This is a genomic window from Nocardia amamiensis (assembly GCF_015477605.1).
GTDB classification, from domain to species: domain Bacteria; phylum Actinomycetota; class Actinomycetes; order Mycobacteriales; family Mycobacteriaceae; genus Nocardia; species Nocardia amamiensis_A.
Genome location: NZ_JADLQX010000012.1, coordinates 129,743 through 156,526 on the forward strand (window position 1 = coordinate 129,743; position 26,784 = coordinate 156,526).

General features: G+C 66.9%; 29 protein-coding genes. 9 read left to right on the forward strand and 20 right to left on the reverse strand.

The window, feature by feature from the left end; genetic code table 11:
• Positions 1 to 48 precede the first annotated feature (48 nt).
• Positions 49 to 1,857: a serine/threonine-protein kinase gene (locus IU459_RS17730; RefSeq protein ID WP_195130645.1), complete on the forward strand. Its 1,809-nt coding sequence runs from the start codon at positions 49 to 51 to the stop codon at positions 1,855 to 1,857.
• 3 nt (positions 1,858 to 1,860) lie between these two features.
• A complete protein-coding gene (locus IU459_RS17735; RefSeq protein WP_195130646.1) occupies positions 1,861 to 3,549 on the forward strand; it encodes a serine/threonine-protein kinase in 1,689 nt (562 codons plus the stop codon).
• Positions 3,550 to 3,747: 198 nt separating this feature from the next.
• On the opposite strand, the gene IU459_RS17740 is transcribed toward IU459_RS17735, so the two are convergent.
• Entirely contained in the window at positions 3,748 to 4,599 is an 852-nt protein-coding gene (locus tag IU459_RS17740) for a GNAT family N-acetyltransferase (RefSeq protein WP_195130647.1), read from the reverse strand.
• Between the two features lie 43 nt (positions 4,600 to 4,642).
• On the reverse strand, positions 4,643 to 4,867 hold the full coding sequence (locus tag IU459_RS17745; RefSeq protein ID WP_195130738.1) for a hypothetical protein: 225 nt from the start codon (positions 4,865 to 4,867) through the stop codon (positions 4,643 to 4,645).
• A 349-nt stretch (positions 4,868 to 5,216) separates the two neighbouring features.
• Here IU459_RS17745 and IU459_RS17750 point away from each other — a divergent pair, with 349 nt between their 5' ends.
• Positions 5,217 to 5,645: a hypothetical protein gene (locus IU459_RS17750; RefSeq protein ID WP_195130648.1), complete on the forward strand. Its 429-nt coding sequence runs from the start codon at positions 5,217 to 5,219 to the stop codon at positions 5,643 to 5,645.
• 40 nt (positions 5,646 to 5,685) lie between these two features.
• Here the strand turns inward: IU459_RS17750 and IU459_RS17755 are convergent, their stop codons facing one another.
• Both IU459_RS17755 and IU459_RS17760 read right to left on the reverse strand, forming a co-directional pair.
• Positions 5,686 to 6,810 carry an acyl-CoA dehydrogenase family protein gene (locus IU459_RS17755; RefSeq protein ID WP_195130649.1) on the reverse strand — a complete coding sequence of 375 codons (1,125 nt, stop codon included), beginning with the start codon at positions 6,808 to 6,810 and terminating at the stop codon, positions 5,686 to 5,688.
• A 9-nt stretch (positions 6,811 to 6,819) separates the two neighbouring features.
• Positions 6,820 to 7,992 (reverse strand): acyl-CoA dehydrogenase family protein, encoded by a 1,173-nt coding sequence (locus tag IU459_RS17760; RefSeq protein WP_195130650.1) that lies wholly within the window; start codon positions 7,990 to 7,992, stop codon positions 6,820 to 6,822.
• A 318-nt stretch (positions 7,993 to 8,310) separates the two neighbouring features.
• Between IU459_RS17760 and IU459_RS17765 the strand changes: the two genes are divergently transcribed.
• Positions 8,311 to 9,024: a hypothetical protein gene (locus IU459_RS17765; RefSeq protein WP_195130651.1), complete on the forward strand. Its 714-nt coding sequence runs from the start codon at positions 8,311 to 8,313 to the stop codon at positions 9,022 to 9,024.
• 53 nt (positions 9,025 to 9,077) lie between these two features.
• Here IU459_RS17765 and IU459_RS17770 read toward each other — a convergent pair whose 3' ends face one another.
• From IU459_RS17770 to IU459_RS17830, 13 genes are all read right to left on the reverse strand, one after another.
• The gene (locus tag IU459_RS17770) at positions 9,078 to 9,977 is read right to left on the reverse strand and encodes a hypothetical protein (protein WP_228838064.1); all 900 of its coding nucleotides are present in this window, start codon (positions 9,975 to 9,977) and stop codon (positions 9,078 to 9,080) included.
• 351 nt (positions 9,978 to 10,328) lie between these two features.
• Complete coding sequence (locus tag IU459_RS17775; protein ID WP_195130653.1) at positions 10,329 to 11,108, reverse strand: ESX secretion-associated protein EspG; 780 nt, start codon at positions 11,106 to 11,108, stop codon at positions 10,329 to 10,331.
• Positions 11,101 to 12,384, reverse strand: coding sequence for a PPE domain-containing protein (locus tag IU459_RS17780; protein ID WP_195130654.1), 1,284 nt, complete (start codon positions 12,382 to 12,384; stop codon positions 11,101 to 11,103). Before IU459_RS17780 ends, IU459_RS17775 begins: the two co-directional genes overlap by 8 nt.
• Entirely contained in the window at positions 12,381 to 12,758 is a 378-nt protein-coding gene (locus IU459_RS17785; RefSeq protein ID WP_195130655.1) for a hypothetical protein, read from the reverse strand. Before IU459_RS17785 ends, IU459_RS17780 begins: the two co-directional genes overlap by 4 nt.
• Before the next feature lie 8 nt (positions 12,759 to 12,766).
• The gene (locus IU459_RS40110) at positions 12,767 to 13,354 is read right to left on the reverse strand and encodes a DUF3558 domain-containing protein (protein WP_195130656.1); all 588 of its coding nucleotides are present in this window, start codon (positions 13,352 to 13,354) and stop codon (positions 12,767 to 12,769) included.
• Positions 13,355 to 13,517: 163 nt separating this feature from the next.
• Positions 13,518 to 13,949, reverse strand: a complete 432-nt coding sequence (locus IU459_RS17795; protein WP_228838066.1) for a DUF4254 domain-containing protein — start codon at positions 13,947 to 13,949, stop codon at positions 13,518 to 13,520.
• A gap of 31 nt (positions 13,950 to 13,980) precedes the next feature.
• Positions 13,981 to 14,439 carry a DNA-directed RNA polymerase subunit beta gene (locus tag IU459_RS17800; RefSeq protein ID WP_195130657.1) on the reverse strand — a complete coding sequence of 153 codons (459 nt, stop codon included), beginning with the start codon at positions 14,437 to 14,439 and terminating at the stop codon, positions 13,981 to 13,983.
• A gap of 211 nt (positions 14,440 to 14,650) precedes the next feature.
• A complete protein-coding gene (locus IU459_RS17805) occupies positions 14,651 to 15,880 on the reverse strand; it encodes a helix-turn-helix domain-containing protein (protein WP_195130658.1) in 1,230 nt (409 codons plus the stop codon).
• 378 nt (positions 15,881 to 16,258) lie between these two features.
• On the reverse strand, positions 16,259 to 16,825 hold the full coding sequence (locus IU459_RS17810) for a TetR/AcrR family transcriptional regulator (RefSeq protein WP_228838067.1): 567 nt from the start codon (positions 16,823 to 16,825) through the stop codon (positions 16,259 to 16,261).
• Entirely contained in the window at positions 16,822 to 17,211 is a 390-nt protein-coding gene (locus tag IU459_RS17815; RefSeq protein ID WP_228838068.1) for a DUF1304 domain-containing protein, read from the reverse strand. Before IU459_RS17815 ends, IU459_RS17810 begins: the two co-directional genes overlap by 4 nt.
• A 152-nt stretch (positions 17,212 to 17,363) precedes the next feature.
• A complete protein-coding gene (locus tag IU459_RS17820; RefSeq protein WP_228838069.1) occupies positions 17,364 to 17,882 on the reverse strand; it encodes a hypothetical protein in 519 nt (172 codons plus the stop codon).
• 137 nt (positions 17,883 to 18,019) lie between these two features.
• The gene (locus IU459_RS17825) at positions 18,020 to 18,799 is read right to left on the reverse strand and encodes an SDR family NAD(P)-dependent oxidoreductase (RefSeq protein WP_195130659.1); all 780 of its coding nucleotides are present in this window, start codon (positions 18,797 to 18,799) and stop codon (positions 18,020 to 18,022) included.
• Between the two features lie 76 nt (positions 18,800 to 18,875).
• Positions 18,876 to 19,721, reverse strand: a complete 846-nt coding sequence (locus IU459_RS17830) for an NAD(P)-dependent oxidoreductase (protein WP_195130660.1) — start codon at positions 19,719 to 19,721, stop codon at positions 18,876 to 18,878.
• A gap of 102 nt (positions 19,722 to 19,823) precedes the next feature.
• Between IU459_RS17830 and IU459_RS17835 the strand changes: the two genes are divergently transcribed.
• The 3 genes from IU459_RS17835 to IU459_RS17845 all read left to right on the forward strand — a co-directional run bounded on the left by IU459_RS17835 (position 19,824) and on the right by IU459_RS17845 (position 21,830).
• Positions 19,824 to 20,654 (forward strand): helix-turn-helix transcriptional regulator, encoded by an 831-nt coding sequence (locus IU459_RS17835; RefSeq protein WP_195130661.1) that lies wholly within the window; start codon positions 19,824 to 19,826, stop codon positions 20,652 to 20,654.
• A 76-nt stretch (positions 20,655 to 20,730) separates the two neighbouring features.
• Complete coding sequence (locus IU459_RS17840; protein WP_195130662.1) at positions 20,731 to 21,258, forward strand: SUKH-4 family immunity protein; 528 nt, start codon at positions 20,731 to 20,733, stop codon at positions 21,256 to 21,258.
• A gap of 263 nt (positions 21,259 to 21,521) precedes the next feature.
• Complete coding sequence (locus IU459_RS17845) at positions 21,522 to 21,830, forward strand: antibiotic biosynthesis monooxygenase family protein (protein WP_195130663.1); 309 nt, start codon at positions 21,522 to 21,524, stop codon at positions 21,828 to 21,830.
• Positions 21,831 to 21,895: 65 nt separating this feature from the next.
• Here the strand turns inward: IU459_RS17845 and IU459_RS17850 are convergent, their stop codons facing one another.
• A complete protein-coding gene (locus IU459_RS17850; RefSeq protein WP_195130664.1) occupies positions 21,896 to 22,996 on the reverse strand; it encodes a 4Fe-4S binding protein in 1,101 nt (366 codons plus the stop codon).
• A 248-nt stretch (positions 22,997 to 23,244) separates the two neighbouring features.
• Between IU459_RS17850 and IU459_RS17855 the strand changes: the two genes are divergently transcribed.
• Positions 23,245 to 23,586, forward strand: coding sequence for a nitroreductase family deazaflavin-dependent oxidoreductase (locus tag IU459_RS17855; RefSeq protein ID WP_228838070.1), 342 nt, complete (start codon positions 23,245 to 23,247; stop codon positions 23,584 to 23,586).
• Positions 23,587 to 23,663: 77 nt separating this feature from the next.
• Here IU459_RS17855 and IU459_RS17860 read toward each other — a convergent pair whose 3' ends face one another.
• The gene (locus IU459_RS17860) at positions 23,664 to 25,466 is read right to left on the reverse strand and encodes a CocE/NonD family hydrolase C-terminal non-catalytic domain-containing protein (RefSeq protein ID WP_195130666.1); all 1,803 of its coding nucleotides are present in this window, start codon (positions 25,464 to 25,466) and stop codon (positions 23,664 to 23,666) included.
• Positions 25,467 to 25,486: 20 nt separating this feature from the next.
• Between IU459_RS17860 and IU459_RS17865 the strand changes: the two genes are divergently transcribed.
• Positions 25,487 to 25,750: a hypothetical protein gene (locus IU459_RS17865; protein ID WP_195130667.1), complete on the forward strand. Its 264-nt coding sequence runs from the start codon at positions 25,487 to 25,489 to the stop codon at positions 25,748 to 25,750.
• An 87-nt stretch (positions 25,751 to 25,837) separates the two neighbouring features.
• Here IU459_RS17865 and IU459_RS17870 read toward each other — a convergent pair whose 3' ends face one another.
• A complete protein-coding gene (locus tag IU459_RS17870; RefSeq protein WP_228838071.1) occupies positions 25,838 to 26,749 on the reverse strand; it encodes an SMP-30/gluconolactonase/LRE family protein in 912 nt (303 codons plus the stop codon).
• Positions 26,750 to 26,784: the final 35 nt, after the last annotated feature.

The following is a 26,784-nucleotide window of genomic DNA, read 5'->3' on the forward strand; positions in this document are numbered from 1 at the left end:
CGCCTGTTCGCCGGTGGGTCCCGGCGAGCGGCGGGAAGTGGAGCAGTCATGCTGGCCAGCGGTGACGTTTTCGCCGGCTATGTCATCGAGCGGCAACTCGGCCGCGGTGGCATGGGATCGGTGTATCTGGCGAAACATCCGCGGCTGCCGCGGATGACCGCGCTGAAGCTGCTGAATCGGGAGATGTTCTTCGACAAGGAGGTGCGGGCGCGGTTCGAACGGGAGGCGGATCTGGTCGCCCAGCTCGATCACCCGAACATCGTCACGGTCTACGACCGCGGGCTCGAGGACGAGCAACTGTGGATTTCGATGCAGTACGTCGACGGCATCGACGCGGCCTCGGTGCAACCGGCGTCGCTGCCGCCCGAACGCGCGGTCCAGATCATCAAGGAGACCGCCGACGCGCTGGACTACGCGCACGGCAACGGCGTGCTGCACCGCGACGTGAAACCCGCCAACATCCTGCTGGCCCGCTCCGGCGCCGGGCGCGGAGAGCGGGTGTACCTCACCGACTTCGGTATCGCGCGATTGCGCGACGACACCGGTCATCTCACCCAGACCGGCACCTTCACCGCGACCCTCGCCTACGCCTCGCCCGAACAGCTCACCGGCGCCTCGCTCGACCACCGCTCCGACCAGTATTCGCTGGCCTGCTCGCTGTTCTGGCTGTTCACCGGCACCGGCCCGTTCTCGGCGACCAACCCGGCCGCGGTCATCCAGGGGCATTTGCAAGGTGCGCCACCGGCGTTGAGCAGCGTCCGGCCCGGGCTGCCCTACGCGCTCGACGGCGTGCTCGCGAAAGCTATGGCCAAGCGTCCCGATGACAGGTACGGCAGCTGCGCCGAATTCGCCGCGGCCGCCATGCAGGCGCTGACCAATCCGAGCGTGCCGTCGATGCCGGTGGTCGGCGGTCCCCGGCCGGTCACGGGTCCACCGCAGCCGACCATGGGTCCGCGCCCGACGACCGGACCGCAGATCCCGACCACCGGCACGCCGCACCCCGTGGCGCACGGTGGTCACGTGAGCGGCCCCGGCTACCAGGTGAACGGACCGCACACCAGCGGACCGAATTCGCTTGCCGCAGGGGCGTCGCCGGTGACGCCGCCGCCGGCGACGATGGTGAACCCGAATCCGCACACCGGCCCGGCGCCGCAGCCCACCGCCGGCAATCCCTACACCCGGCAACCTGGGTTCTCCGGCTTCGCCGCTGCGCCGCACGGCGCGCACATGCATCCCTCGGCAGGACCGCCGGCCAAGAAGAACACCGGTCTGATCATCGGCATCGCGGTGGGCGTCGTGGTGCTGATCGTCGTGGTGCTCGGCATCATCGGCGCGGTCTCCGATTCGGGCTCGACCGCCGGTCCGACGACCACTACGGCGGTCAAGCCGAACCTCATCGACCCGACGCCGGAAGCGGTCGGCGCGGAGTTCCCCCGGATGGTGCCCGCCTCCCAGACCGAGGAGATCGGTTACAACGGCGCCGAGTGCTGGCTGGCCTCGCCGAGCTCGCCGCCGTCGCCCAACCAGGGCGACCCGGACTTCGGTGACTGGGCCGTGCAATGGCGCTGCTACAAGGGCGGCAACAACGACGATCCGTACTACCGCATCTACGCCTACAAGACGACCGCCGACGTGCAGAGCGTGCTGAAGGGCCTGCCCGCGCAGACCACCAAGTCCACCGACACCAACGGCGGAAAGTCCTACACCAACTACAAATACACCGACAACGGCGCCAAGATGGTCACCGCGTTCACCGGCGACCCGGATCGCGCCCAATTCCTGATGTACACCGATGGCTTCAGCTTCACTACGATCGACGAGCTGCTGCGCTGGTGGCGCTCGGCTCCGCTGAACTGACCCATGCTGAACACCGGTGAGGTTTTCGCCGGGTACACCATCGAACGCCTGCTCGGCCGCGGCGGGATGGGCTCGGTGTACCTGGCGCGGCATCCGCGGCTGCCCCGGCTGACGGCGATGAAGCTGTTGAACCCGGAGCTATTCCACGACAAGGAGATCCGCGCCCGCTTCGAGCGGGAAGCGGATCTCGTCGCGCGGCTGGACCACCCGAACATCGTCACGGTGTTCGACCGCGGCGTCGAGGGCGAGCGGCTGTGGATCTGCATGCGCTACATCGACGGCACCGATGCCGCCGCGGTGGACGCGTGGACGCTACCGCCGCACCGGGCGGTGCAGATCATCGCCGAGACGGCCAAGGCGCTGGACTTCGCGCACAGCCGCGGCGTGTTGCACCGCGACGTGAAACCGGCGAACATTCTGCTGGAACGCGCCGAGGGCGGGCCGGAGCGGGTCTACCTCACCGACTTCGGCATCGCTCGTTTCCGAGACGACACCGGACGCCTCACCCAGACCGGCAGTTTCACCGCCACCCTGGCCTATGCGGCCCCGGAGCAGTTGTCCGGAGGTGTGCTGGATCACCGGGTGGATCAGTACTCCCTGGGCTGCACGCTGTTCCGGCTGCTGACCGGCACGGTGCCGTTCGACGCCACCAATCCGGTCGCGGTGATCCAGGGACATCTCAGCGCACCGCCGCCGCCGGTCAGCAGGCTGCGTCCAGGGCTGCCGGCGGCGTTGGACGCGGTGCTGGCCAAGGCCATGGCCAAGCACCCTGCCGACCGCTTCGACTCCTGTACCGAATTCGCCAGCGCCGCGTGGCAGGCGCTGACGGCGCCCGCGTCGTGGCAGCCACCTCTTCCGCCGAATCACCCTGGACCCCCTACCGATTCGTCGGCGGTGCCGTCGTGGCAGCCGTCTCCTCTGCCTAACGGCCCTGCCCTCCAGTCCGATTCGTCGGCGCGGCGGCGGGAGGCACGCGCCTATCTCGGCCCGGTGCGACGTTCCCGCTGGCATGCCTCGGTGGGCGGGTGGCTCGGCCTGCTGCTGGTGCTCGGTCTGATCGGCCTGATCATCAAGGCGACGCTCAATGACCCCGGATCCTCCGGTTCCACTGGTCCCACGACCACCGTGCGCACCCAGAACGTCCTGCCCTCGACCCGCGGTCGTCCGGCAACGACCGCTGCGACCACGACCGTTCCGGCCTACCCGGATCGCGCCACGACCGGCGCCCGCGCCGCGGAACTGAGCGCCGCGTTCCCGGACATGCTGCCCGAGACCACGGCTGACACCTTGGTGCACGCCGGTACCGGATACAACAAGGCGGGCTGCTTCGCCCACGAACCGGGTGAATCGACGCCCGACCACGACGACCCGGATCTCGGCAACTGGGTGCTGATGTGGAGCTGCTTCGGCGGACCGAACAAGGCGGCCTTCGACTTCTACCTCTACGGCTCCCCCGCCGACGCGCAGGCCGTGCTGGACGCCTTGCCCGCCAACGACCGCGCCACCGCCACCAACAACAGCGGCCATACCTACACGAACTACACCCTGCGCGGCAGCCGCAACCTGCGCCCGCGAATGCTCACCGCGTTTCCTGGCGACCCGCGCCGAGGGGCCATGCTGATGTACAGCACCGGCTTCATCGCCACCGAGACCGAGTTCATGAACTGGTGGAACTCGGCCCCGCTGAACTGATCTTCGCCGCAGCTCTATACGCCGATCGGGCGAGCAACTCAGGCCAATGACTGGCCCCCGGTTATCGACGCCTGCCGACAGGAAGGCTCTGGCCTACACACTTGTGTGGGTGAAACCGGCCCGAATGACGTGGGAACCAACGCTCACGCCGTATCAGCGTGAGCCGAGGACGTCCGAGAAGGACGGCGCCTACCGATCTCACCGATTGGGAGACACGCTGGAGTCGAAGACGTAGTGCGCGAAGTCGTGGGTCGGGTGGAACCCGATTGTGCGGTAGATCCGGGTAGCCGTGGCGTTGGCCGTGTCGGCGAACAGGCAGACGTCCAAGCCTTCGGCGCGGAGCAGCTTCGCCACGTGCGCGGTCACGGCGCTGGCATAGCCGTGCCCGCGCGCGGCGGGCGGGGTGTAGACCGGCCCGATCCGCGACCAGCCTTGGACCGGAATCTGGTAGGCGGCAAGGCTCACCGGCCCGCACTCGCGCTCCCACAGCCACCAGCGGCCCGCGAGGATGCGGCGACGGATTGCGGCCTTGCCCAGTCCGGGTCCCATCTCCAACTCCTCGCGCATGGCGGCCAGCCATGCCTGCAACAGCGCGATATCGGATTCGACCGCCTGACGCGGGTTTCCGGCCACGTCGGGTATCCGCAGAGTGCCGAGCGCGTACAGCCTCGTCGTGGAGGACTGGCGAATTCCCGTGCCGAACAGCGCACACCAGTGCTGGGCGAAGGCGGTCGCGTCATCGGCGATGCCCTCGACACCCGCGCTGTCGGGAACCACGTCGGCCAGCGCCGCGGCCACCGCCGCGATGCTGTCAGGCGGTAGCTCACCGAGGTACACGTCGCGACGCCCCACCCGCATGGCGGCGCCGATCACCGAATCGTCCTCGTCGTGGATCGAGAGGAATCGCGACGGCTCCGCCGGAGCGTCGAGCCCCGTGACGTGATTGGCGATGCTGGTGGTGATCACGGTATGGCGCAACGGATCACGCAGCAGGAACGACCCGGCGCGCGAGCGGAACTCGGTGGCGTCGGTGGTGATATCGATCCTCATGCAGATCACGGTAGGCGCCTGAAACCTTGCGCGCCCTGATTTTTCAGCCGGCTTCGCCACCACCCGCACGGAGCTTGAGCAGGACCAGCCCCGCGGTGCACGCGAGAATGAGTCCGGCCACGGTGATTTCGACGTGCAGGCCCGCGATGCCCAGCACCGCCCCGACCAGTCCGCCGATGAAGATCAGCCAGGCCAGCGTCCGCGACAGAATCGTGGACAGCGTGCGCGCCTGCTGATTCGACGCCAGATGCTGTGTAGTTGCCGACACCGCATCTTCCGCGGCGCGGGATGACCCACGCCGGGAGGCTGTCGAGTAAGCTCCCATCATCTACTCCTCGATGACGCCGGTCAGAGAACCACTGTCACGTTCTCACACAACGTGTCTCTCAGCCCGATACCGGCGTCTCACGCGTAACTTTGCTCACACACGCTACGACTCCGGCACGCCGGAAGATAGCGACACGTGCCCGCGACACGCCGACGAGACCAATTCGATATCTGAATTATCAGCGTTTAAGGCGCCCTCGGGCGCCTATCCCAGCGACCGCTCACCTCGCTCGACCAACCGGCCTCGAGTAAGGTGAGGCCACTCGATACACACGAGGAGAGTGTCACCGATGGAGAGCAGCAGGGCCAAGATCGCCGGTCCGGCGATCGCCGCGGGAGCGGTTTCCATCGGACTCGTCCTGATCGGCGCGTGCGGGGTCGGCAAGCACGACACCTACGTCCCGCCACCGCCGCTGAAGGCGGGTCAGCATGCCGAGCCGGTCGTCCGGGAGGACACCACCGGCCCGACGACCCCCAAGGTGATCATCCCGCCCTCGCCGACCTGGAAGATCGCGCCGTACAACCAGCAGCGCGCAACGCCGTTCGCGGGTTTCATCACCAGCACCTCCGCCGACCCCTCCGCCCCGGTCGACGACCCCGCCCACGCCGCGCCGCCCGGGGACACGCGGCCGCCGGCCACCACGCGAGCGGCCGAACCGTCGGACGAGCCGACCGCAACGCCGCGCAGAACCACCACTGCGCGAGACGAAGAGGAGTGACCTGCGGTGGTGTGCGCGAATCGCACACCACCGCACAGTCCTACAGCTCGGGCAACTCGTAGTCGCCGACGCGGGCACTGAGCACCCGCAGATGCTCGAGGCCACTGCCGAGGGTGCGCTCGATCGCGGTCAACCGGGCCACGTAGTGGCCGACCGGGTACTCGGCGGTGACGCCGATGCCGCCGTGCATCTGGATCGCTTCCTGCCCGATGTGGCGTGCCGCGCGGCCGACCTGCAAGCGCGCCCGCGAGGCGATCACCGGGTCGTCGGCGCCGTCGGCCAGCGACGCGGTGGCGTACAGGCTCATGCTGCGCGCCAGTTCCAGCGAGACGTACATGTTCGCCGCGCGCTGGGTGAGCGTCTGGAACTTCGAGAGCGTGACGCCGAACTGCTTGCGCTGCTTGAGGTACTCGGTGGTGAGCCGCAGCGCCTCTTCCATCGCGCCGACCGACTCCGCGCACAGGCTCGCCTGCGCGTGCGTGAGCACCGAGGCGATCACATCGGCCGCGTCCCCCTCGCCGAGCCGCTCGGCGGGCGCGTCGGTCAGTTCCAGCTGCGCGCCGCGCTGGCCGTCCACCGTGCGGTAGGCCTTGCGGACCACGCCCGCCGCGTCCGGCGCGACCAGGAACAGCCCCACCCCGCCGTCCGGCAATACCGCGCTGACCACCAGCTCGTCGGCGCTGTCACCGTGCGGAACGGGATTCTTGACACCGGTCAGCGTGTACGAATCACCGTTCGCGGCGGCCGTGGTCGCCAGTTCGGTGGCCGGCCAGCGCACCCCGGGCTCGGCGTGGGCGAACGCGAGCAGTTTCGCGCCCGAGGCGACCTCCGGCAGAATCCGCTGCCGCTGCTCGGCGCTGCCCGCCTCGGCGATCAGCCCACCCGGCACCAGCACAGCGTCCAGGATCGGTTCGGGCGCGAGCCTGCGGCCGACCTCTTCCAGCACGACCATCGTCTCCACCGGACCGGCGCCGACGCCGCCGTCCTCCTCGGCGAAGCTCAGCCCGAGCACGCCGAGTTCGGCGAGCTGACGCCACACGTCGCGGCTCCAGCCCAGGTCGGAATCGGTGATCTTGAGCCGGGACTCGGCGTCGTAGGTGCGGGCGAGCAGGTCGCGAACCGTGTCGCGGAGCATGACCTGTTCATCGGTGAGATCGAAATCCATGGTGACGCCTCACAATCCGAGGATCGTGGAGGCGATGATGGTGCGCTGCACCTCGCTGGAGCCTCCGTAGATGGTTGTCTTGCGGTAGTTCAGGTAGCTGGGGCCGCTGCGCTGCGCCCAGTCGGGCGAGGCGATGTCGTCCGCCTCCACCGGGATCGCGTCGGGTCCCGCGATGTCCAGCAGCAGCTCGGTGGCCGCCTGCTGCAGCTCGGAGCCGCGCAGCTTCAGCACCGACGAAGCCGGATTCGGCTTGCCGTCCTCGGAGTTGGAGACCACCCGCAGCTGGGTGAGCTCCAGCGCGAGCAGTTCGTTCTCCAGCTCGGCGACCCGCGCCGCGAACACCGGGTCCTCCAGCAGCGTTCCGTTGCCCGACCTGATCTGGGCCGCGTGCTGCTTCGCGACGCCGAGCTTGACCTTGGTGCGGCCGACGCCGGTGATGCCGGTGCGCTCGTTGCCGAGCAGGAACTTCGCGTAGGTCCAGCCCATGTTCTCCTCGCCGACCAGCTGATCGGCGGGCACCCGGACGTTCTCGAAGAAGACCTCGTTCACCTCGTACCCACCGTCGATCAGCTTGATCGGACGGATGGTCACGCCGGGCGATTTCACGTCGAACAGCAGGAACGAGATGCCCGACTGCTTCTTCGCCGCGGTGGGGTCGGTGCGGACCAGGCAGAAGATCCAGTCCGCGTACTGGGCCAGCGTGGTCCAGATCTTCTGGCCGTTGACGATGTAGGAATCGCCGTCGCGGACCGCGGTGGTGCGCAGCGAGGCCAGGTCGGAGCCGGCGTCCGGCTCGGAGAAGCCCTGGCACCACCAGATGTCCAGCGCGGCGGTCGGCGGCAGGAAGCGCTCCTTCAGCTCCTGGGAGCCGAAGTGGGCGATCACCGGGCCGACCATCTGCGCGTTGAAGGTCAGCGGCTCCGGCACCGAGGCGAGCTGCATCTCGTCATGCCAGATGTGCCGCTGCATCGGCGTCCAGTCCTTGCCGCCCCACTCGACGGGCCAGTTGGGCACCGCGAGGCCGTGGTCGTTGAGGATCTTCTGCGTGGTGACGATGTCGTCGCGGGTCAGCTCCCGGCCTGCGCGCAGGCGCTCGCGGATGTCCTCCGGGATCTCGGTCCGATAGAACTTTCGCAGTTCGTCGCGGAAGGCGACGTCGTCGGGGGACAAGGATAGTTTCATACGTAGCTCCCTGTGTGTCTCGTACGTCCCGAGTCAAACGTACCCTGCGGGAAACGTCCACTGTCGACTGGATCACACGGAGAGGTCGCGTAGGTCACGAGCGGCTGCTATGGGCGCAGCCGGACGGAGTCCGCCGGTGTCCCGGGCCGGACCCGAGGGGAAGGCGCCGCAGGAAGGGCACAGCACGGACGTAGCCCGGCCGCACGCCGGTGTCAGCGAAGGCGGGGCAGCCGACTATCCAGTACGGCGGAACCGGGGACCTGGTACGTTGCTGCTCGTAGATCGGGGACCAGGCAGGATTTGTATCGAGGAGAACGAGTGAACGGCAGGACGATCGCACGCGCCGCCGCGGCTGCGGCTTCTCTCGGCATCGGCGCGGTTCTGACTTTCGCCGTTCCGGCGGCCGCCGAGCAGACCCCGGCGCCCGTGGACACGGGCTTGGCCCACTTGACCGAGACCGCCGGATCCGACCCGACCGCGCAAGAAGGCGTCGCCGCGCTCACCCGGTACGCCACCCTGATCGACGCCGCCAACCTGCGTGACGTCTCCAGCGTGTTCACCCCCTTCTCCTACGCCGCGCCCACCTTCGGCTGTGGCAGCAACGGGCCGATCACCACGATCATCGCCGCCGCGACCACCGATGGATCGGGCACTGGCCGGGACCTGAACGTCCCGCCCGGTGCACTGCGGTTCAGCGCCACCCCTTCGCACCCCGGCGCGCCGCTGGCCTCCGGGCTCGTCGTCGCGTGGGTCAACGTGAACACGGGCGCCAGCGGCATCACCCCGCTCGACGATGTGACCGAATACCGTTTGCCGACGCTGTCCAAGACGGTCGACAGCGGTCCGGGCACGGTGCTGGCCTCGATGTGGGGCATCATCGACTACCCGTTCGCGCACTGCGTGATGACACCCACAGTCGGCCTCTTCACGGTGCCCGACCGCCCGGCCCCCGCACCCGCCCCGGCCGCCCCGGCACCGGTCCCACCCGGCCCGAACGGATCCGGACCCGCACCGGCCCCCGCAACTCCATAGCCCCTGCCAGGTCCCGGACTCCGCATACGCGCTCACGCTCGCACTAGCCGGAGTTACCACGGCCCCCTCCCGAATATGACCTCGGTTCCGGACGGAATGATGAGTTCGGAGTTGTAGGTAACCCGCGACAGCTCGTCGATGGTCGTTACCTGAACCGTATCCGTCACCCTGGAATAGGTGTCGGTGTCCGGGTCGTGCACCACTTCATGCTTTGGCGGAGGCCAAAAGGAATACACCTCGGGAGATCCATCCGAGCCCACACGTCCCGTGGCCATCGAGACGTGGAGGGCGTCCCGGCCCCACATAACGAGGTCACCGCGTTGCGGCCTCGGGCCACCCGGCTCTCCGGTGTAGATACTGCGCTCCCCTGGAATGAGCCGATCGCCCATTCGGTTCAGCCAGGAGTCCAGCACCCCCTTCCCGAATCTCCCATTGGGATCTCTCGGCGGATCGAGCAGCTCACGGAGCGTGGGTTTATCCAGCACCCCCGCCCGAGCGGCGGCATAGCAGGTCATCTCCCAGCAGTTCAGACCGTAGTGCCGGTTCAGCGGGGCAAGAGGCCCCTCTGTTCTCAGCCACCTTTCGAGGGTTCTCAGATCATGTCGATACGCTCCGGGATCATAGTTCGCCCACCTCGCCTCACCACCTTCTCGCCGCATTCTTTCGAATTCATCCGCAATCAGCTGCGGGGCATTCTCCGGCGTCGAAATACGTGCCGGAGGGTCCGGCCACACGTAATCAGTTCTGTCGAACTTGCCGTTGTCCGACATGCTCTTTTCATTGCCGACTCCAGCGTCATCGAGCGTACGTGAATTCACCGCGTCGCTTTCCGCGAACACTCTGGTCCCGCGCACACCTTCGGCCACTTCCTCCAGGTCACGACGGAGAATGCCACTCGCATCGCCGATTCCACGGTTCAGCCGGCGCAGCACTCCGGCAATTGTTCTGCTCAATTCACTAGCGAACATCGGGTCACTCCGGGCTCAGAGCGCATCCGAGTCCTCAGGCCGCTGGCCTGAGGACCGGAAAGATCTTGGACAGTGAGTTACGGAACATGTGAACGCTCAGCGTAAGTCGCGGATTCGCACGGAACACCGGAACCGGGATTCTCTGCCCCGCATCGCAATTTGCGAGCCTCGAAACAAAACTTCGCTGACCGGCACCCTGACTGTCACGCCCGGAGCTGTCCGTCTTGTCGGTGCCATGGGGATGGAGAGGGTTGGCTGCAATCGGTGGCAGACCACCGAGCGGGAGGTTTCATGCCATCCGGCGGCATGGCGCTGTCGGCAGGCGGTGCGATCGGCTCAGCGGCGGGTGCGGAGGTATTCGTCGTGCTCGCGGTCTTCGAGGTAGTAGCGGTGAGTGAGGGTGGTGAGGCGGGTGATCTCCGCCGTCATCGCGGCGGCGTTCATCGGCTTGGCGATGATCGGGTCGCCGGTTTTGACGTAGTAGCGACCGTCCTCGTAGTCCATCCACCAGAATCCGCGTCCAAACGACGGGCGGGCGTCGACGGCGGGGCCTGGGAGCACGGTGATTTCACCGAGGCCGCGGCGGACGCGTTTGAAGATGCGGTCGAGCTGCTGCGCGATGCTCACTTCGTGCGCCCGGCGTACCGGCCGCTCCCGGTCGGCAGTGACCTCCGCGCGGCGGACTTCGATCGGCGGGTTTGCACCGGCCTGCGCGTGCGGTAGCGCCGCGACCGCGTACGCTGCGACTTGGCTTGCGGCGCAGTACTTTACGATCACATCCGCGCCGATATCGGGCAGCGAGCCAGGCAGCTGGGTCACAGTCGCTGCGGCCTCGCCCTGGACAGCACCGTGGAACCTGAGGGTTTGGGTCAGGCCGGGGCCGCTGAAGCCCTTCGATTCGATTCTGACCTCCGGTTCGAGCAATACCCCCAGTGCGCGCTCCAGCTCGATCGAGTGCTTTCCGAGCAGTGCGTCAACTGCCGCGTCCCGCTGCCTGGCCAAATCGTCGAAATCCAGAGCCTGTGGGCGGAATTGGATCGGATAGGGCAACCGGTCCCGGCCGTAGGCGGCACACAGGATATGGAATTCGAGGCCGCTGAATCGCCACTCACTCATCGGGGTTGCTGCCGATGACCGGTGGAACCGTCCTGGGCATCGAGTCCAGTCCGGTGACTTCCTCGCCGTGTGCCTTGGTAATCAAATAGTCCTTGACGCCGGAGGTCTGCTCGTCGTCCTTGCGCTGAGCCGCGCCCGGCGCCATCCCCGGCATCCCGGCCATTCCGGGGCGACCGGAGCCGGGTGCACCCGACCGCGCGGCCGCCGCAGCCGGGGTTGCCGCGGGCTGCTGCGGTACGCCGGGGATACTCCGGCCCGGGGCACCAGTGGTATTGGGAGAACCAGGAATGCCGGTGGGGCGGCCGGTGGGAGTGCGGCCGCTCGGGGTACGGCCGGTCGGCGCTCCCGGCGTGCCGGGTGGAGTGACACCGGGAGCGTTCGAGACCGGAGAGGCGGTGGTATTGGGAGTCGACTGCGGAGTAGTGGGCGCAGTTGGCGCGGTCGACTGTGGGGTTGTGGTAGCCGCGGGAGTGACCGACTCCGGTGTGGTCCCGGCCGGTTGGGTGCCCGGGTCCGGCTGCCCGTTCTGGCTCTCGCTGCCTTTGTCGCCCGTACTGGGTCCAGCGCCATTGTCCGAGCTGGTTGCTCCTGGCACTCCGGGCCCCGACGGTGCGGGACCGGGTGAGTCGCTGATGACATTCGGCGCTGCCGGAATGACCGGCACCCCATTGTCGGTCTGGTTCGCGACCTGCCAGTACACCGTCTGGAGGACGCGCTGCGCCTCGGCGCGAGCTTCCTCGGTGGTGTAATCGCCCGATTTCATCACGCCGTCTTGTGGAAGCGTTTTGCCCTTCAGGTCGGGCACCTGTGTGATGCCCGGCGTCAGCGCCTGGGTCTGGTGCAAGCCGGTGTACATCTCGGTCAGCTTGAGGTGGAGCAGGTGCGCGGCGTGGGTCAACTGCCCCGCCCCGTCGCTGTACTTCCGCACCGCTTCGGACGCCTTGCCCGCGGCCTGGCCCGACCACCCGCCCGCGATGGTTCGCTGCACGCTGGCATTGAAGGACTCAGTGGTGTCCCGGAAGGCGGTGCCGATCTGGAACCATGCCTCGGCGGCCTGGAGTACGGTTCCCGGGTTCATGGCGGCCACCCGCCCGATCAAGTCTTCCAGCGGAAGCGTTTCGAACAGCGCGAGGTCTTCGTTGGTGATCTTCGGCGGTTCGTAATCCCCGTCGAACTGGTCGTTACCGATGTTCGTGAGGGTGTAGATATTCGCCCGATCGCGGTTCCACTGCTCCTGCGCCGCGATGATCCGGTCCCGATACTCTTCGTAGGTCATGACGGGATATCGATTCCGGCGATCTTGTCGGAGTTCGATTGGTCGACGGACCGGAAGTTCTCGATCGCCTTCTCGAATACTTCCTTCATAAGCATTACCTCGTCGATGTGCTCTTTGATCCGGGTCTGGATCGAATCTGCGCCAGTGGAGCCTTTTAGCGAAAACTTCTCTTCCAGAACTTGACCCGACGGAAATCCACCGAAGCCCGAGACAAGCTCGACCCTCCGCGCCACGAGCAAGATATCTCGTAGACTCTCGAGGTGGCGATCACAGTCTTGCGCTAGCCCGTTTCCGACGTTCTCGTCGAGGAGTAGCTCGCCTGCGTTGGCAGAGTTGAGCAACTGCCGCCACGTCGACGTACTTCCTTCAGCCATAGGAACACCTATCCGTTTGGCAGATACTTGGCAAGGTCGGATGCATGCCTCACCGCTACAGTGCACGGCTCCTCTTGCTGAGGCTCGCCATAGCGCCCAAGCATGTCAAATATCACCGTTCCGCCTGGGGATTCAACAGCAACACCGCATCCGAGATGGTCATCATCGCTAGCAAGATTGAACTGGACTGCACGGCGATTCGCGATACTCAAGGGCTTGAAGTCAACGAAATCTCGGCGATTTTGAACATCTGCTAGCGTCGGTGTCCCGGCGAGAATGCCAAGGTTGTACCAACGGGCGAAAGCACGCCAGTCACAACTTTTCCAACCGTCGAACTCCACCCCCGCGGTGCCCTGCTTCTTGCTGGCTGGATCCAATCCAGATGCACGCGCAGCGTCGTCCGGCAGCGTGCAGGGATCCCACGGAGCCGCACCCTTAGCGGGTGACGTTTTCGCCGTAGAGGCATTGGCGCTTACAGACGTGTTCTGCCCGGTCGCGGTCGGCGTACCGTCGGAATTGTTCCCGCATGCGGCGAGTACCAGCGCTGCACCGGCCGCGAGCGCGACGGCTCGAAGAGTATTCCCCCTGCTCGTCATCGGCTCCCTCACTGCCGGTGATGGCTAGTGCTTCTGCCGTGGGCCGGACCGGCTCCTCCGCCCCCGTGACTTCGGCCGACTTTACCGTTGGGTTCAGCGAGGCGGCAAGCGCAGCAACGCGCTTCGAGTCGTAGTGCGCAGTGGCGAAACCCTGTTACCGCCCCTATGGTCCGCCGGGCAAACGCCGCCGCCCGGCACGCACTTCCGCCGCCATGTCCTCATAGCCGATGGCCAGCTCGGCAAGCCGTTCCCAGACATCGCCCAGTTCACCGGGGGACGTACTGGCCAGTGCGGCGTAGGCGCAGGCGGTGAGCTGGCCCAGACGGTCGACAACCGCGCCGATGGTCTCGGTGTGTACCAAGGCCGCGCCGTGTGACGGTGGGAGTTGCGCAGTAACCCAGCGGTCGATATCGCGCACCAGGCGAGCGCGCAGGATGTCGATGTCGTCTGCGGTGTCACGGTTCGCGCACAGGCGCCGCTCGTGCAGGCAGGACAGTTCATGGGCGAAGCGCAGTAGCGGATGGTCATTGGCAATATCGCCCCTGCAGGCCCGCAGCAGTTGGTGTTTGGAGGGCAACGGATCGCTCGCGATCATGATGCGCCCCTCCGGCAACGATCTGAGCCGTTCATCGACGCACCGCCTTTGCCGAATAGTCGAGCAGTGTCTCCACAACGGTGGTCATGTTGGGGCGGTATGGATCTCGCGGTGCGACCACCCACCGGCGATAGCCCGCCAGCTCGTCGGCCGGGCCGGGCAACGCGATCTCACCGCCCGCCGGGACGATCGAGGCGCTCAGCCGCATCAACCGCGCCGCGATGACGTGGTCGCCCGCCAACTCCGGCGGCTCCGCCCTGGTCAAGAAGGTCCAGCGCCGCGAACGGTGCCAGACGATCGGCCCGCGCAAACCCTGTCTCGCAAGCCGGTCGCGCACCGTTTCTCCCCAGAGCTCGGGCATCGTCACCGCGCCGACCGGAACTCCCGCGCGTAGCACGATGCGGTGCGCCTCACGGTCGACGTAGCACGGCAATCCGCAGGCGTGCCGGTAGTAGTGGTATCGGTGTATGACGTCGGCGGGCGCATGCATCGGTCTACCTCCTGCGGGCGATCGGTTGTGGTAAGGCACCCGACGCCGAGGGCATCAACACACACGCCAGCACGGCCACACAGGCGAAGCGAGAAAGCGCCCAGAGGAGAAGTGGTGCGTACTGCTCACCCCGGCGTCGGGGCCGGACGCAACGTTATGAGTTGCAGCACAAGGGATCTGTCCTCAAGGGACAGACAGCGATGGATCGGAGTCAGTTCTTCGGTGCCAAGTCGGGTGCGATGCCGAGACGCCAGGCCAGGCCGCGCAGGTTACGGCCGCCCGCATCACGCCGAGCCGTCCGAAGCTGATCGGCCACGGCCTCACGAACAAAGAAATCACTCCGGACACGTTGGGGGGCAATCTCTTCCGCTTTCAGTAACATTGCCAAGCCTCGATCTCGGCACTTCGGTTCAACGAGCAGAGCCCGACCGACCTCGGCGTAGTAGTTCGCCTGTCGCACTGGGCTGGGAATGGCCTCCACAGGCACATGTGCGGCCTGTTCCACAGCCCGCACGCCGTCTCCGAGTTCCAGACCGATCGAAGACCGCCAAATATCGACATTGATACGTCCGAACCAGAACCCACCGAAGGTACCCACTTCGTCGTCCATCCGCGCGGCCACCGCCGCTGCCTCGTCCAGATGGGTTTCGGCGGTGCTGCGGTCCGCCTGAACGGCCGCAGCCAGAGCCGCGTTCAGGTGCAGCATTCCGTAGCTCTGGATCGTGGCCGAGTCGTCCAGATGTGGGCTGAGCTGGTCGGCCATTGCTACTGATCGGTTGTACTGCTTACTCCGTGACACCTCTCCGGCGACACTGCCACGCAACCACACTGCGAACCCGATGGACGCGGGCGACCCGAGTTCCTCCGCACACTGGTACGCCGCCTTCGCCGCCAGCAACGGCAGCCCACGGCCCCCCAACCGTTTGGTAGCCCACGCCATCGCGTCGTAGCAGATGATCAGCCCGCGCAGAACCTGTTCGCGTAACTCGGGCATCCGCACGTGCGCCGCGTGCAACTCGCTGAGCAACCCCGGCGTAAGCCCGCCCTGAGCGGCGTAGTCGGCGGCCTGACGATAACGCCTCAGCCGCCGCAGATCTGCGGCGATCTCCGGCCACGGCCGGATAGGAACCTCGAGGTCTTCACCGAGTTCGCACTCATCCAAGGCGTTCTCGAATGCGATCAACGCGCTGTGCGCCGCTGCGGTGACACCGTCCGGTGACTCCCACGGTCGCCCGGTCAATTCCGATGGCGCCACCTGCAACGCCCGCGCCAGCGCCTCCACGGTGTGCCGGTTGGATAGCGGTTGCTCCCCACGTTCGAGGCGGCCGAGATATCCGTAACTGATACCAGCCAGGCCCGCGACAACCTCCAGGCTTTGCCCGCGCCACGAACGGATCTCACGCAGCCTGCGCCCGACCTCATTCGGGGGAATGTCGTTCATGGCGTGCTCCTCCGCCGATGATGGCTACCCACTTGTGACGGTACCTGTCGGTTCTTGCCGGGCGCCCGATATCGCACACTGGAGGCTGGCTCGTGACCTCGCGCGGCAACGGCCGAGCGGCACCCGCACCAAGTCACCGGATGCGGTGCCGCTGCGGAATACAGCCCAGCAGGGCGAAGAACGCGCGGATGTCCGCGACGTGGGCGGCACGCAGTCACCGCGAACCCGGGACAGACACCACCCGCGGCCGATCGGTCCAGGCGGAAGACGAAGCAATGGCGGGGACGCAGGAGAAGACCACTTCACGCCCGAGGCGTCCGGGTCGACTTCCGATGACGGGTGAACACCACGGCAGGCGGGGGTCGTTGGGGGCGCTCGTCAGGGCAGCGGGGTGCGGTGCAGGGTGACCAGCAGGCGCCAGACCCGCTGCGCGATCTCGGCGGGGGTCGCCTCGATGAGGCCGTGCAGCCAGTCGGCGAGCACCCCTGCGAAGGTCGCGGCCACGGCCGAGGCGACCAGATCGGGCTCCGGCGCACCGACCAGGGTGCGCTCGGTGTGGCTGCGGGCGCGTAGATCCTGATGGAGTACCTGGCCGAGCGGGCCGCTGCCGCCCGGGCGCAGTAGTTCCCGGTAGAGCCCGGCATGCGAGGTGAGACGGTCGAAGAAGGCAAGCAGGGCGGGCGGCGGGGTGGCGGGGTCGGGTGTACCGCGCCAGGCGTGCAGGGCCTCCACGGCATCGCGGACGATATCGGCGCAGGCGTCGACGGCGAGCGCCTCCAGGTCGGCGTAGTGGAGATAGAACGTAGCGCGGCCGACCCCAGCCCGGCGCACCAGCGCGGCGACGCTGACCTCTGCCAGCGGGCGGCTGGCGCACTCCTCCAGCAGTGCCCGCCGCAGCTTGGCCCGGGTCCGTGCGGTGCGGGGATCTGCCTGCACCGAAGTCACCGGGCCAGCAGGACGGCGACGAGCGCCAGCGCCCCGGGCAACGCCTGGGCGGTCAGGATGCGCCGGTTGGCGGTGAGGCCGCCGTACAGTCCAGCGACGAGCACGCAGACGAGGAAGAAGACCTGGATCCCGAACCTGGTCGGTTCCTCGGCGATCAGAGCCCAGACCAGCCCGGCCGCCAGGAACCCGTTGTAGAGACCTTGGTTCGCGGCAAGCGGGGCGGTGGCGCGGGCCATCGGCGCATCGAAGCCGGAGAGTTTTCGGCCCGGCTTCCTCTCCCACAAGAACATCTCCAGAACCAGGATGTATGCGTGCAGCGCGGCCACAAGGCCGACCAGCACATTCGCGGTCATCTCCATCGGCGTATCCACTCTCTCAGACTTCATGTACAGATGTCTAGAATACATAGACAGATGTCCATCAAATGACCGACCTGGAGATAACCCACGTGGCCGCGTCCGCTGCGGCGGACGTCGATCATGTACACCTGCGCCGACGCCAGCGGCACCGCGCCTGAGGCGGCGCCGCCCTGATCTACTCAGCGCAACATGGCGAAGAACGCGCGGATGTCCGCGGCGTGCGCGTCCGGGCACTCCATCGCCACGAAATGGTTGCCGGTGTTGCCCTCCGGCCAATGCAGGATGGTGTTGTCCTGTTCGGCGAGTCGCCGCATGAGCGCGGAGCCGCCGCCGTAAGTGCCGGTCGGCACCAGCTTCTGGCCCTTCGGCCACGCGAACCCGCCCTCGCCGAGGCCGTTGTACATCGGCCAGGACGACGAGGCCGCGGTGTTGGTGAACCAGTACAGGCTGATGTTGGTCAGCAGGTGGTCACGGCTGATCACGTCCTCGACGCGGTCGGCGAGCGGGGCGAACTCGGTGAACTTCTGCATCAACCAGGCGAGCAGACCCGCCAGCGAGTCGGTCCAGGCGTGCGCGAAGGTCTGCGGCGCGTCGTGCAGCAGCACGTGGTGGTTCACGCCGGTCATCCAGGTCTGCATGAGGTCCCACTCGGCGCGTTCGTCCGGGGTCATGGTGGGCACGTCTGCCTCGGTCGGCATCGCCCTACCCGCCGCCGACGCTGCCGCCTATGTCAGTGGCAGCCGAACCGACTGGGGCACACCGGCATACTTACTCCGCCTTCGCCGCAACGACTTCGGCGCCGGTTTGGGTCTCGGCTGGGCGAGATGGAACTGGTTCAGTTGGCCCGGTAGCGGGAGGCGAGTTCGGGGCTCTGTCCGCCGAACGCGGCGAGGTCGGCCTTGAAGACGGCGTCGAGGAGGCCGGCGTCTTCCACGCCGGGGGCGCAGACGACTTCGCCGAGCTCGAGTCCGCGCAGTCCGGCGGTGACGACCTCGTCGGCGGTCATGCGGGGCACGGCGCTCAGGTCGAGGCCTTGGCGCTCGTGGAATTCGGTGGCGACGATGCCTGGGCAGAGGACCTCGACCTGGACGCCGGTGCCTTCCAGTTCGGCGCTGAGCGTCTGGGACATGGCGACGAGGTGGGCCAGGGTGCCGGCGTAGACGGCACGGCGGGGCATGACGGAACCGTCGGCGGGGCCGCTGAAGGCGATCATCCCGGCCACGTTGATGATCTTTCCTTCGCCACGTTCCTGCATGCCGGTGACGGCAGCGCGGGCGAGCATGGTGGGGGCGACGACCTTGACGTGGACGAGTTCGCGGGCCTTGTCGGCGGGCAGTTGGGCCAGCGGCATGTAGTGGGCGACGCCGGCGTTGTTGACGAGCATGGTCAGCGGCTCTCCTGAGCAGATCTCGGCAACGGTGTCGATGCCGGTCTCGGTGGACAGGTCGGCGGCGACAGCGCGGACCGTGACTTCGGGGTGGTCGGCGGCGAACTCCTCGAGGCGGTCCTTGCGGCGGCCGACGATGATCAGGTCGTGGCCGTCCGCAGCGAGGCGTTCGGCGAATGCCTTGCCGATGCCGGAGGTGGCGCCGGTGATCAGGGCGAGCTTGCTCATGCGTGCTGTTCCTTTCGGGTGTGGGCCGAAGTGGCCGGAGTGAGTGTGTGTTCGGTCGGCGTACTCGGCGACGGCCTCAGGTGTCGAGGCGGTCCAGCAGCCGCGCAAGTCCGCGCGCTCCGGCCAGGCCACGCTCGGTGACGGCGGTGGAGTCGATTCCGGCTTCGCGCATGGCTTGGTCGAACAGCTCGATGTCCAGCACTTCCAGTACGGAGAGGTGTTCGACGATGTCGGGCCGCACGATGGCACTCAGCAGGGACAGTGCTGCGCTGGCGGCGCTGCCCAGCTGGAGGAGCTCCACCAGCCGGCTGGGATCCAGCTCCAGCTCTACTGCCAGTTCGACGATCTCCCCGATCGCGGCCTGGTTCATCATCAGCAGCGCGTTGTTGAACAGCTTCGCCGTCTGGCCCGCGCCGGCGTCACCGAGGTGCACCACGTGGCGGGAGAAGGACTCGAACACGGGCTTGCAGCGCTCGGCCGCGGACTGCGGACCGCCGACCATCGTGGTCAGTCGGCGCTCTTCCGCGGCCGGGCGGCCTCCGCTGACCGGCGCGTCCAACACCTCCACACCGCCCTTCGCGCACAGCTCGCTCAGCCGCACGGCGTTGCTGGGAAGTCCGGTGCCGTGGTTGACGACGACCGCGCCAGGACGCAGGCCTTCGAGCAACTGGCCGGCCAGCTGCAGGACGTCGTCGTCGGTACGGACGCACAAGCCGACGAGGTCGCAGGCGGCCGCCAGCTCACCGACCGTGTCGTGCCGTTGGTGGGCGACCGTGCCGAGGCTGTCCAGGGAGACGGGGCGCCGGGCCCAGGCGTGCAGGGGGAAGCCCGCTTCGGCAATCGCGGTGGCCATGGGCAGGCCCTGGTCACCCAGCCCGATGAACCCCACGACGGGCCTTGCGGCTGTTCGTGCTTCTGTCATGCCTCCACGGTCGGCTCGAAACGCATGATCAGGTAGTAGACCCGTTTTCCTGGGAGTGGCGGTACCAGGACAGGCAGCTATTCGCTCGTCACAATCGACGGCATGGCGACCACAGCACTCGGCGCGGCCTTGCACCGCTGGCGCGATCACGTCTCGCCCCAGGCCGTCGGCCTCCCCGCGGGCGGACGCAGGCGCGCCGTCGGGCTGCGCCGCGAGGAACTGGCCCAGCTGGCCGGCATCTCCGCCGACTACATCATCCGGCTCGAACAGGGACGCGCCACCAATCCCTCACCGCAGGTCGTCGAAGCCCTGGCCCGCGCGCTGCGACTCACCCAGGAGGAACGCGCCCACCTCTTCCACCTGGCCGGCCTCGCCCCACCAGGCCCCGGCATGGTTCCGCGGCACATCACCCCCAGCGTGCACCGCATGCTGGACCGGCTGACCGGCACGCCTGTCGCCGTCTTCGACGCCGCCTGGACCCAGCTGCTCGCCAATCCCCTCTATACGGCACTCATGGGGGAATGGGACGGCAACGACCTCAACGCGGTCTGGCGCAACTTCCTCAACCCCCACAGCCGCGTACGCCACACCCCCGAATCCAAAGCCGCTCTCCAGCAAGCACAAGTCGCCGACCTGTCCCGCACCGCCAGCCGCTACCCCGATGACGAGAAGCTGCACTCTCTCATCGCCGAATTACGCCGCCGCAGCGCTCACTTCGACAGGCTTTGGGAATCAAGCGCCTTCGGCCGGCACCAAGCCGCCCGCAAAACCATCGATCACCCCCACGTCGGCGCACTGACCCTGGACTGCGACGTCCTCAGCGTCGACGGCAGCGACCTGCGCATCATGGTCTACACAGCCCAACCCGGCACCGAAGACGCCGCCCGCCTGGCGGTCCTGAGCGTCATAGGAACACAGACCCTCGTCGGATAACCCCCGGGGAGATGCGGAGCCCGGACATCTGCGCCAAGGGTCCTCGACTGGGGAATGCGACAATGCGCTGACATTTGTGTTCTACGTTCGACGGGAGACCGCGGTAAATCAATGGGACGACGTTCGTGAGCTGTGGAGCGGCTCGCTGGCGCCGATTCCGGCCCACCTCGTCGGGCCGCACGTCTCGGCCGGCACAGCAGCATTCCTGATCGCGGTCGGGCTGCCGATCGAGCACCCGCTCGAGTTCACGTTCTACCACGATGAGCGGCTGCTCAACCCCGCCGTACGGGGAGAGCGGACCTTCATCGTGTTCGGCGATGACACCGGCACCGTGCCGTTCGCGATCGAGCGCGGCCGAGAAGAGGTGTTCAGCCTCTACCCGGATGGCCCGTTCATGTTCATCAACTCCACGATCGCCGACTTCGTGTACTGCTACGGGCTCTTCAGCCAACGGGTCGAGCGAATCGTCCAGACGCCGTTCGCCGATCGCAAACCACTCGTCGATGAGCTTCGCGGTCTCATCGCCGCCCGGGACCCGGAGGCTCTCGACCCCGACGACCTGCTCGCGTGGTGGGACTCACTGCTGGAGCCGTACGAGCAGTGAACTGCCGCAACCCGCGCCCGTGCGTTTAGGGAGTGGCCGGGCGATGTTTATCGAGATAAGAGTCGACAGCGGATGTCCGTATCTGTGGGTAGCAGGTCCTCGAGGGACCCTGTCGGCGTGCGGAGACTTGTTCTGTGACGTCCGGGTAGCTCTCGCGGGTGCGATGTCGTTGCGCGACCGGTCGTTTCGATCGGTGCGACAGCCGGCCATGAGTCCCCGGCGTCACCTGAGGCACCCATCAACTACGAGCAGACAGGACTCGGATGACCAGCGACGGCGTCACCTTCATCAACGTCTTCGAAATACCCGCCGACGAAATCGATGAATTCATCACGAACTGGCACGAACGCGCGAGGATCATGCGCCAGGCACCGGGTTTCCGCGATGTACGCCTGCACCGGGCACTCCTTCCGGATACCCGATTCCAACTGGTCAACGTCGCACACTGGGATAGTGTCGAAGCCTGCGAGGCCGCGGGAGCCAATCCGGTCGTCGTCGAATCGGTGGACGCCGCCAGAAAGGTCGCCAGCGCAAATCCGGCTCTCTACCAGGTCGTAGCCGAATACCTGTGATCTCGCCGAGGTGAAGCCCAAGCGAACACCCGCGCCGCGGTGGGGTCACCCGGCGAGACCGGTGATCAGTCCGGGGCGTTACGCGGTCGAGGCCGGGGGCCGATCTGATCGAGCAATGCGTTGACCTCGTCCGGAAAACCATTGGTCACCGGCTTCGGAGTCTTGTTCGGAAACCGGCGCGCTACGTGTTCCTCGGCGGCCGATCCCGGTAGCACGTAGACGGGTTCCGATTTGTTCTGCAACGGACGCACGACCTCGTCGAGGTGTCCCTTCCGGTCGTCGAGGAACGCGCCGATCACGTCCTCGCCGGCCGGGCACACTGCCATGCAGTAACCGGCCTTGTAGCTGGGTTTGAACGACAGGCTCTGCCACATCGAGAACGACTCGCCCGTGGTGACGCGTTCGCGATACTCGTCGCGGTCCGCGCTGTCGGCGACCGTTTCGGCCCAATCGGTGAAGCCGCCCATGAACTCTCGATAGTTGTGGGTGTAGCACGCCTGAAAATCGAAACCACCGTCGTTGGTGATCGCACCGACCGGGCACGCGGAGACGCAGAGCTTGCACTCGAGACACGGATTGAACTCCAGGGCCGCGCTCGGCTCGTCTACCACGGCATCCGTGACGACCGTGCCGAGCAGAATGAAGTTGCCGAATTTCGGGTGAATGACGTTGCGGTGTATACCCATGACGCCCAAGCCCGCGGCCTCTGCTACCACCTTGTGAGCGATTACCCAGATGCGGCCAGGGAACTGATGGACCTCCATCGGATACCCCGGTGCGGGATAGACAGCCCGGTAGCCGGCATCTTGGAGGGCCCTGGTGATACGGCGCGACACTTCGTTGGTTTCGTCGTCGGCGTGGTTGAACTCGGTATTGGCGAGGCTACGCAGAGGACTGCGCAGATTGTCGCGATTCATCCGCACACAGAACGCCACGAACGTGCGGGCCGTGGGCAGAATCCCCCGCGCGTGCTCGAATTCTTCCGCCACCCTCGGATCGTCGACCGGAACGAAGCCCACATCGTCCGCGCCTGCGGCGAGGCAGATCTCCCGCAGGCGCGCGGTGGTCACGACCGGATCAGGCGTGGTCCGCGCCCGCTCGGTCACCTGTTTGACGGTCGGGTGGTCGGCCAGCCGCCGCCTCGTCGGTTCCTGGTCCGTCGACATCGGTCCCTCCTGATTCCACGAGACCGGAACGGCCTCACCAAGTTAGACCCCGCGAGTCACCAAAACTCATCGCTCGATTGCCCCCGTATCCGTCGATGTCCGGACACACCGACGCGCGACTGTCCGCCGGACCGGCATCCACGCTGGAGGTCGTTCCCGAATGTCACTTACCCTGCTCCATCGCCGAGGGAACACTAGATTGGGACTCGATACTCGTTCGGCAATCACGACAACTGATGGAGCTGAGAATGGCGCTCGGAACGGTAGTGCGCGGATTCAACGCCGGGTTCCTGGCACTCACCAAGGCGCCGTGGATCGGGCCGCTGGTGGGCCGGAACATCACGGAGGTCACCTACGTCGGCCGGCGATCCGGGCGGACGATCAGTACACCGGTGGCCTTTCGGCGCTCCGGCGACGAAGTCACGATCAATGTGGCCCTGCCGGACCGGAAGGCGTGGTGGCGCAACTTTCTCGGCGCGGGCGGCCCCCTCTCGCTGCGGTTGGATGGCGTCGAACGATCCGGGCATGCCGTCGCCCGACGCGATGACAAGGGCCGCGTCAGTGTCCAGGTGCGCTTGAACGATGCCTGACCGGGGCACGTCTCGCCGCGGCGGCAGCGGTCGACCGCGGTGTGGCCCGAGCTCCTTTCGAGACCGGGCCACACGCGTCAGCCGAGCGGCAGCTCCAGATAGGACGGGGCGCTCTCCGAGGAGCTGATGGTGATCGTGGAGCCGATCGAGTTGGCCGTGGAATAGAGGAAATCCATTCCGTCGAGTACCAGCATCAGCCGGTGGCCGTCCGGCACGTCGTAGGCGGCTGCCTGCAACTCCCAGACGACAGTGGCGGGCATCCCGGAGTCGACGGTCTTCGGCTCGTGGGTGATGATCCGCCCCGCGCCCATTTCATCGACATCGAGCAGGTAGGCCACCACAGTCGCGGACTCGTGGGTGCTCTCCAGGGTCACTTGCAGCCGGGGAATTCCACGAATCCGTCTGGCTACGCCACTATTCGGTGCGACCAGCGGCCCAGTCGACCAAATCAGGGCATGGCTGCGTTCGATCTCGTTCGTTCGGTAGATCTTCGGGTTGCCGGACCATTCCTCCTGGCCGGTCGTCATGAGCTTGTCCATCGCGACGACCTCCGGCTCGTCACCGACGGTGAAGCTGCGCTGCCAGCCGGACGTGTTCTGCGGGCTCAGCGCGCCGTCGCCGCCTTCGCGCTCATCGGTCAGGGTCAGTGACTCGATCTCGGTGGTGACGTCGGCCCACGACGCCCGCTCCTCCCGCCGGGCCGGTTCGATGATCGTGTTCTGGTCACCTGCCGGGGTCGTGACGTAGGTGAACATGACCTGGTTGCTGATCTGCGGCCAGCTGTCCACGCCGTTGTCGACGCCTTTGAGGTGATAGTCGAGCCAGGCATACGCCTCGGACAGTGGCAGATTCGGCCCGGCGCCCGGCGCGGGCGGGGCGATCAGGCCAGGTCCCTCCGGAGCCGCGTGATCGCCGATCCACATGTTCAGCCTTTTGGGTTCGGGAAGCTTGTCGAAGGTTTCCAGAACCTGGTTGACGGGGAAAAGTCCCTCGTGCCAGGTGTTGGAAAAGAAGGTCGGAACCGCGCGGGTGTCGCCATCGATGTAGGTTTCCGGCGAGCGCTCCGTGCCCCAATCGACGACGTCTTGCATTTCCCGGCCTTCGGCGAATTTCGCCAGAATGCTCAGAGCCTCCGCATCGAACTTGTCCTCTTTCGCGCCCCCGGTGAGGCCGACCAGAGCCTGGACAGCCCTGAGATGGCGGGTGCCGTTGTCGTACAAGCTGGTAGCGAGGTTGCCCCAGGTACTCAGGGCGACGACCACGTCGACCCGGTCGTCGTGCGCGGCCACCAACTGGCTGATGCCGGAGCCGTACGACTCGCCCATAAAGGCGACGGCGCTGGGGGCGCACGCGTCTATCGCATATTCGAGCACCGATATACCGTCCGTCCGATCCAGTCGACCGGCGACATGGACGGTGCCTTCGGACGTCCCCAACCACGGCAGGTTTGTGCCCGGGACGGTGGACCAGCCGATTCCGCGTGGGGTGTAGGCCAGCACGTGGTAGCCCTTGACCGCGAGCGTGAGGTACGCGTACTCGAACAACGGCCACCCCACCGGCGTCCATCCGGCAGGAATGATCACCAGCGGGCACGGCCGGGTCGTGACCTGCCGCAGCATGTGTGCCGACAGGCCGGTCCCATCTTCGGCCTCTATACGCGGAAATGTCGGCACGACAAGGTTCAACGCCTGGTTCACCAACTCCCCGACGTCGTCGGGTACCAGCCCCGTGCCGCTGCGTTTTTTGACCGCAGCCACCAAGTTCGAAGCGAAGTGAACAGCTTCCGGGCGGACCGCGCCCTGATCATCCCAGGCCCCTTCGACGGAGATCCGAGCGACCTCTTCGGACGTGATTCCGATGACCGAATCGCCTTGCGACATACGATTCCTTCCTGCCAGTTATGGAAACTGCATCCGGCTCACAGCTTGACATGTCACACGATGAATTCACGGGATTCGACCATGTGTGCATTTCGGCGAGACACGTCGATCACCAGCAAGAACGCCCCGACACATCGCGCGGATTCGAACAAAGCCCCGTCCAGCGGTTCAGCCCGAATCGAAACGAACTCGAATTCTGGAACACCACAGATCAACGAACCGGCGCGAAGAAAAACCAATCCCAATATACGGAGCTGTCCAATTTTTCCGGCAAGGCAGCCTGACGCACATCGCACCCACCCCGCTATCGATGCGGACAGCCGACCACCGATATCCAGTCGCTGCCATACACGGCCCAGTCGGCCAGTCGATCAGCGGGACAGCCGGACTCGCAGGATGGTGCCGACCTCGGTACTCGCGAGCAGTTCATCCGGGCTGCCGGGAACCGCGGCGACGGCGGTCAGCGGCTGGCCGTTGAGGACCGCGCACGCGGCGCCGGTGGCGGGATCGACGCGGACCAATTGGCCTGCGAGGGTAGTCACGTAGAGGATGCCCGCTTGGTCGACCAGGAGGTCGTCGGCGAAGTCCGGCAGGCCGGGCAGCGGCGAGGACAGATCGGCGACGGCGCTGCGGGCGGCGGGCGCGGCGAGCGGGATGCGGACGATCCGGCCCAGCGGGCCGCCGTTGGCGGTCACGTAGAGCACGCCGTCGTGGACGGCGGCGCCGTTGGCGGCGAGCCCCGCCACCGCCTCGCTCCACGCGGCGTCGACAGCTCCGTCCGGACGTACCTTGACCACACCGGAAATGGTCGCGACATAGAGGTTTCCGGCCGGGTCGAACGCCGCGCCGTTCGGCATCGTGAAGCCGGAGACGAAGATCTCCGGCTGCGGCGCGGCCGCGCTCGGATCGAAGCGGATCACCCCGCCGGGGCGGACGACGCTGACCGGCGCGTCACCGTAGACGACGTAGAGCAGTCCGTCCGGGCCGAGCCGGACCGCGCCAGGAAATTCCACCGGCACGGTCGCGGTCAGCTTGCCCGCGGCGTCGTAGCGCTGGACCTCGTTGCGGTACAGCCGGGAAACCCACAGATTGCCCTGCGCGTCGTACCCCAGGTTCTCCGCCCAGTCGAGCACCGGCAGCCCGGCGGGCACCGCGGTAGCCGCGACGGCGGGCGCACAGGAGGCGACCGACGGCGCCGCGGTGGCGATCGGCGCGAACGCACCGGCGAGGGCGACCGCCGCGGCGGACAAGAGCAAGGCGCCTGGACGGCAGAAGCTTCGCAACGGGCACCTCGGACTCGGGATAAGGGGCGGGTCGC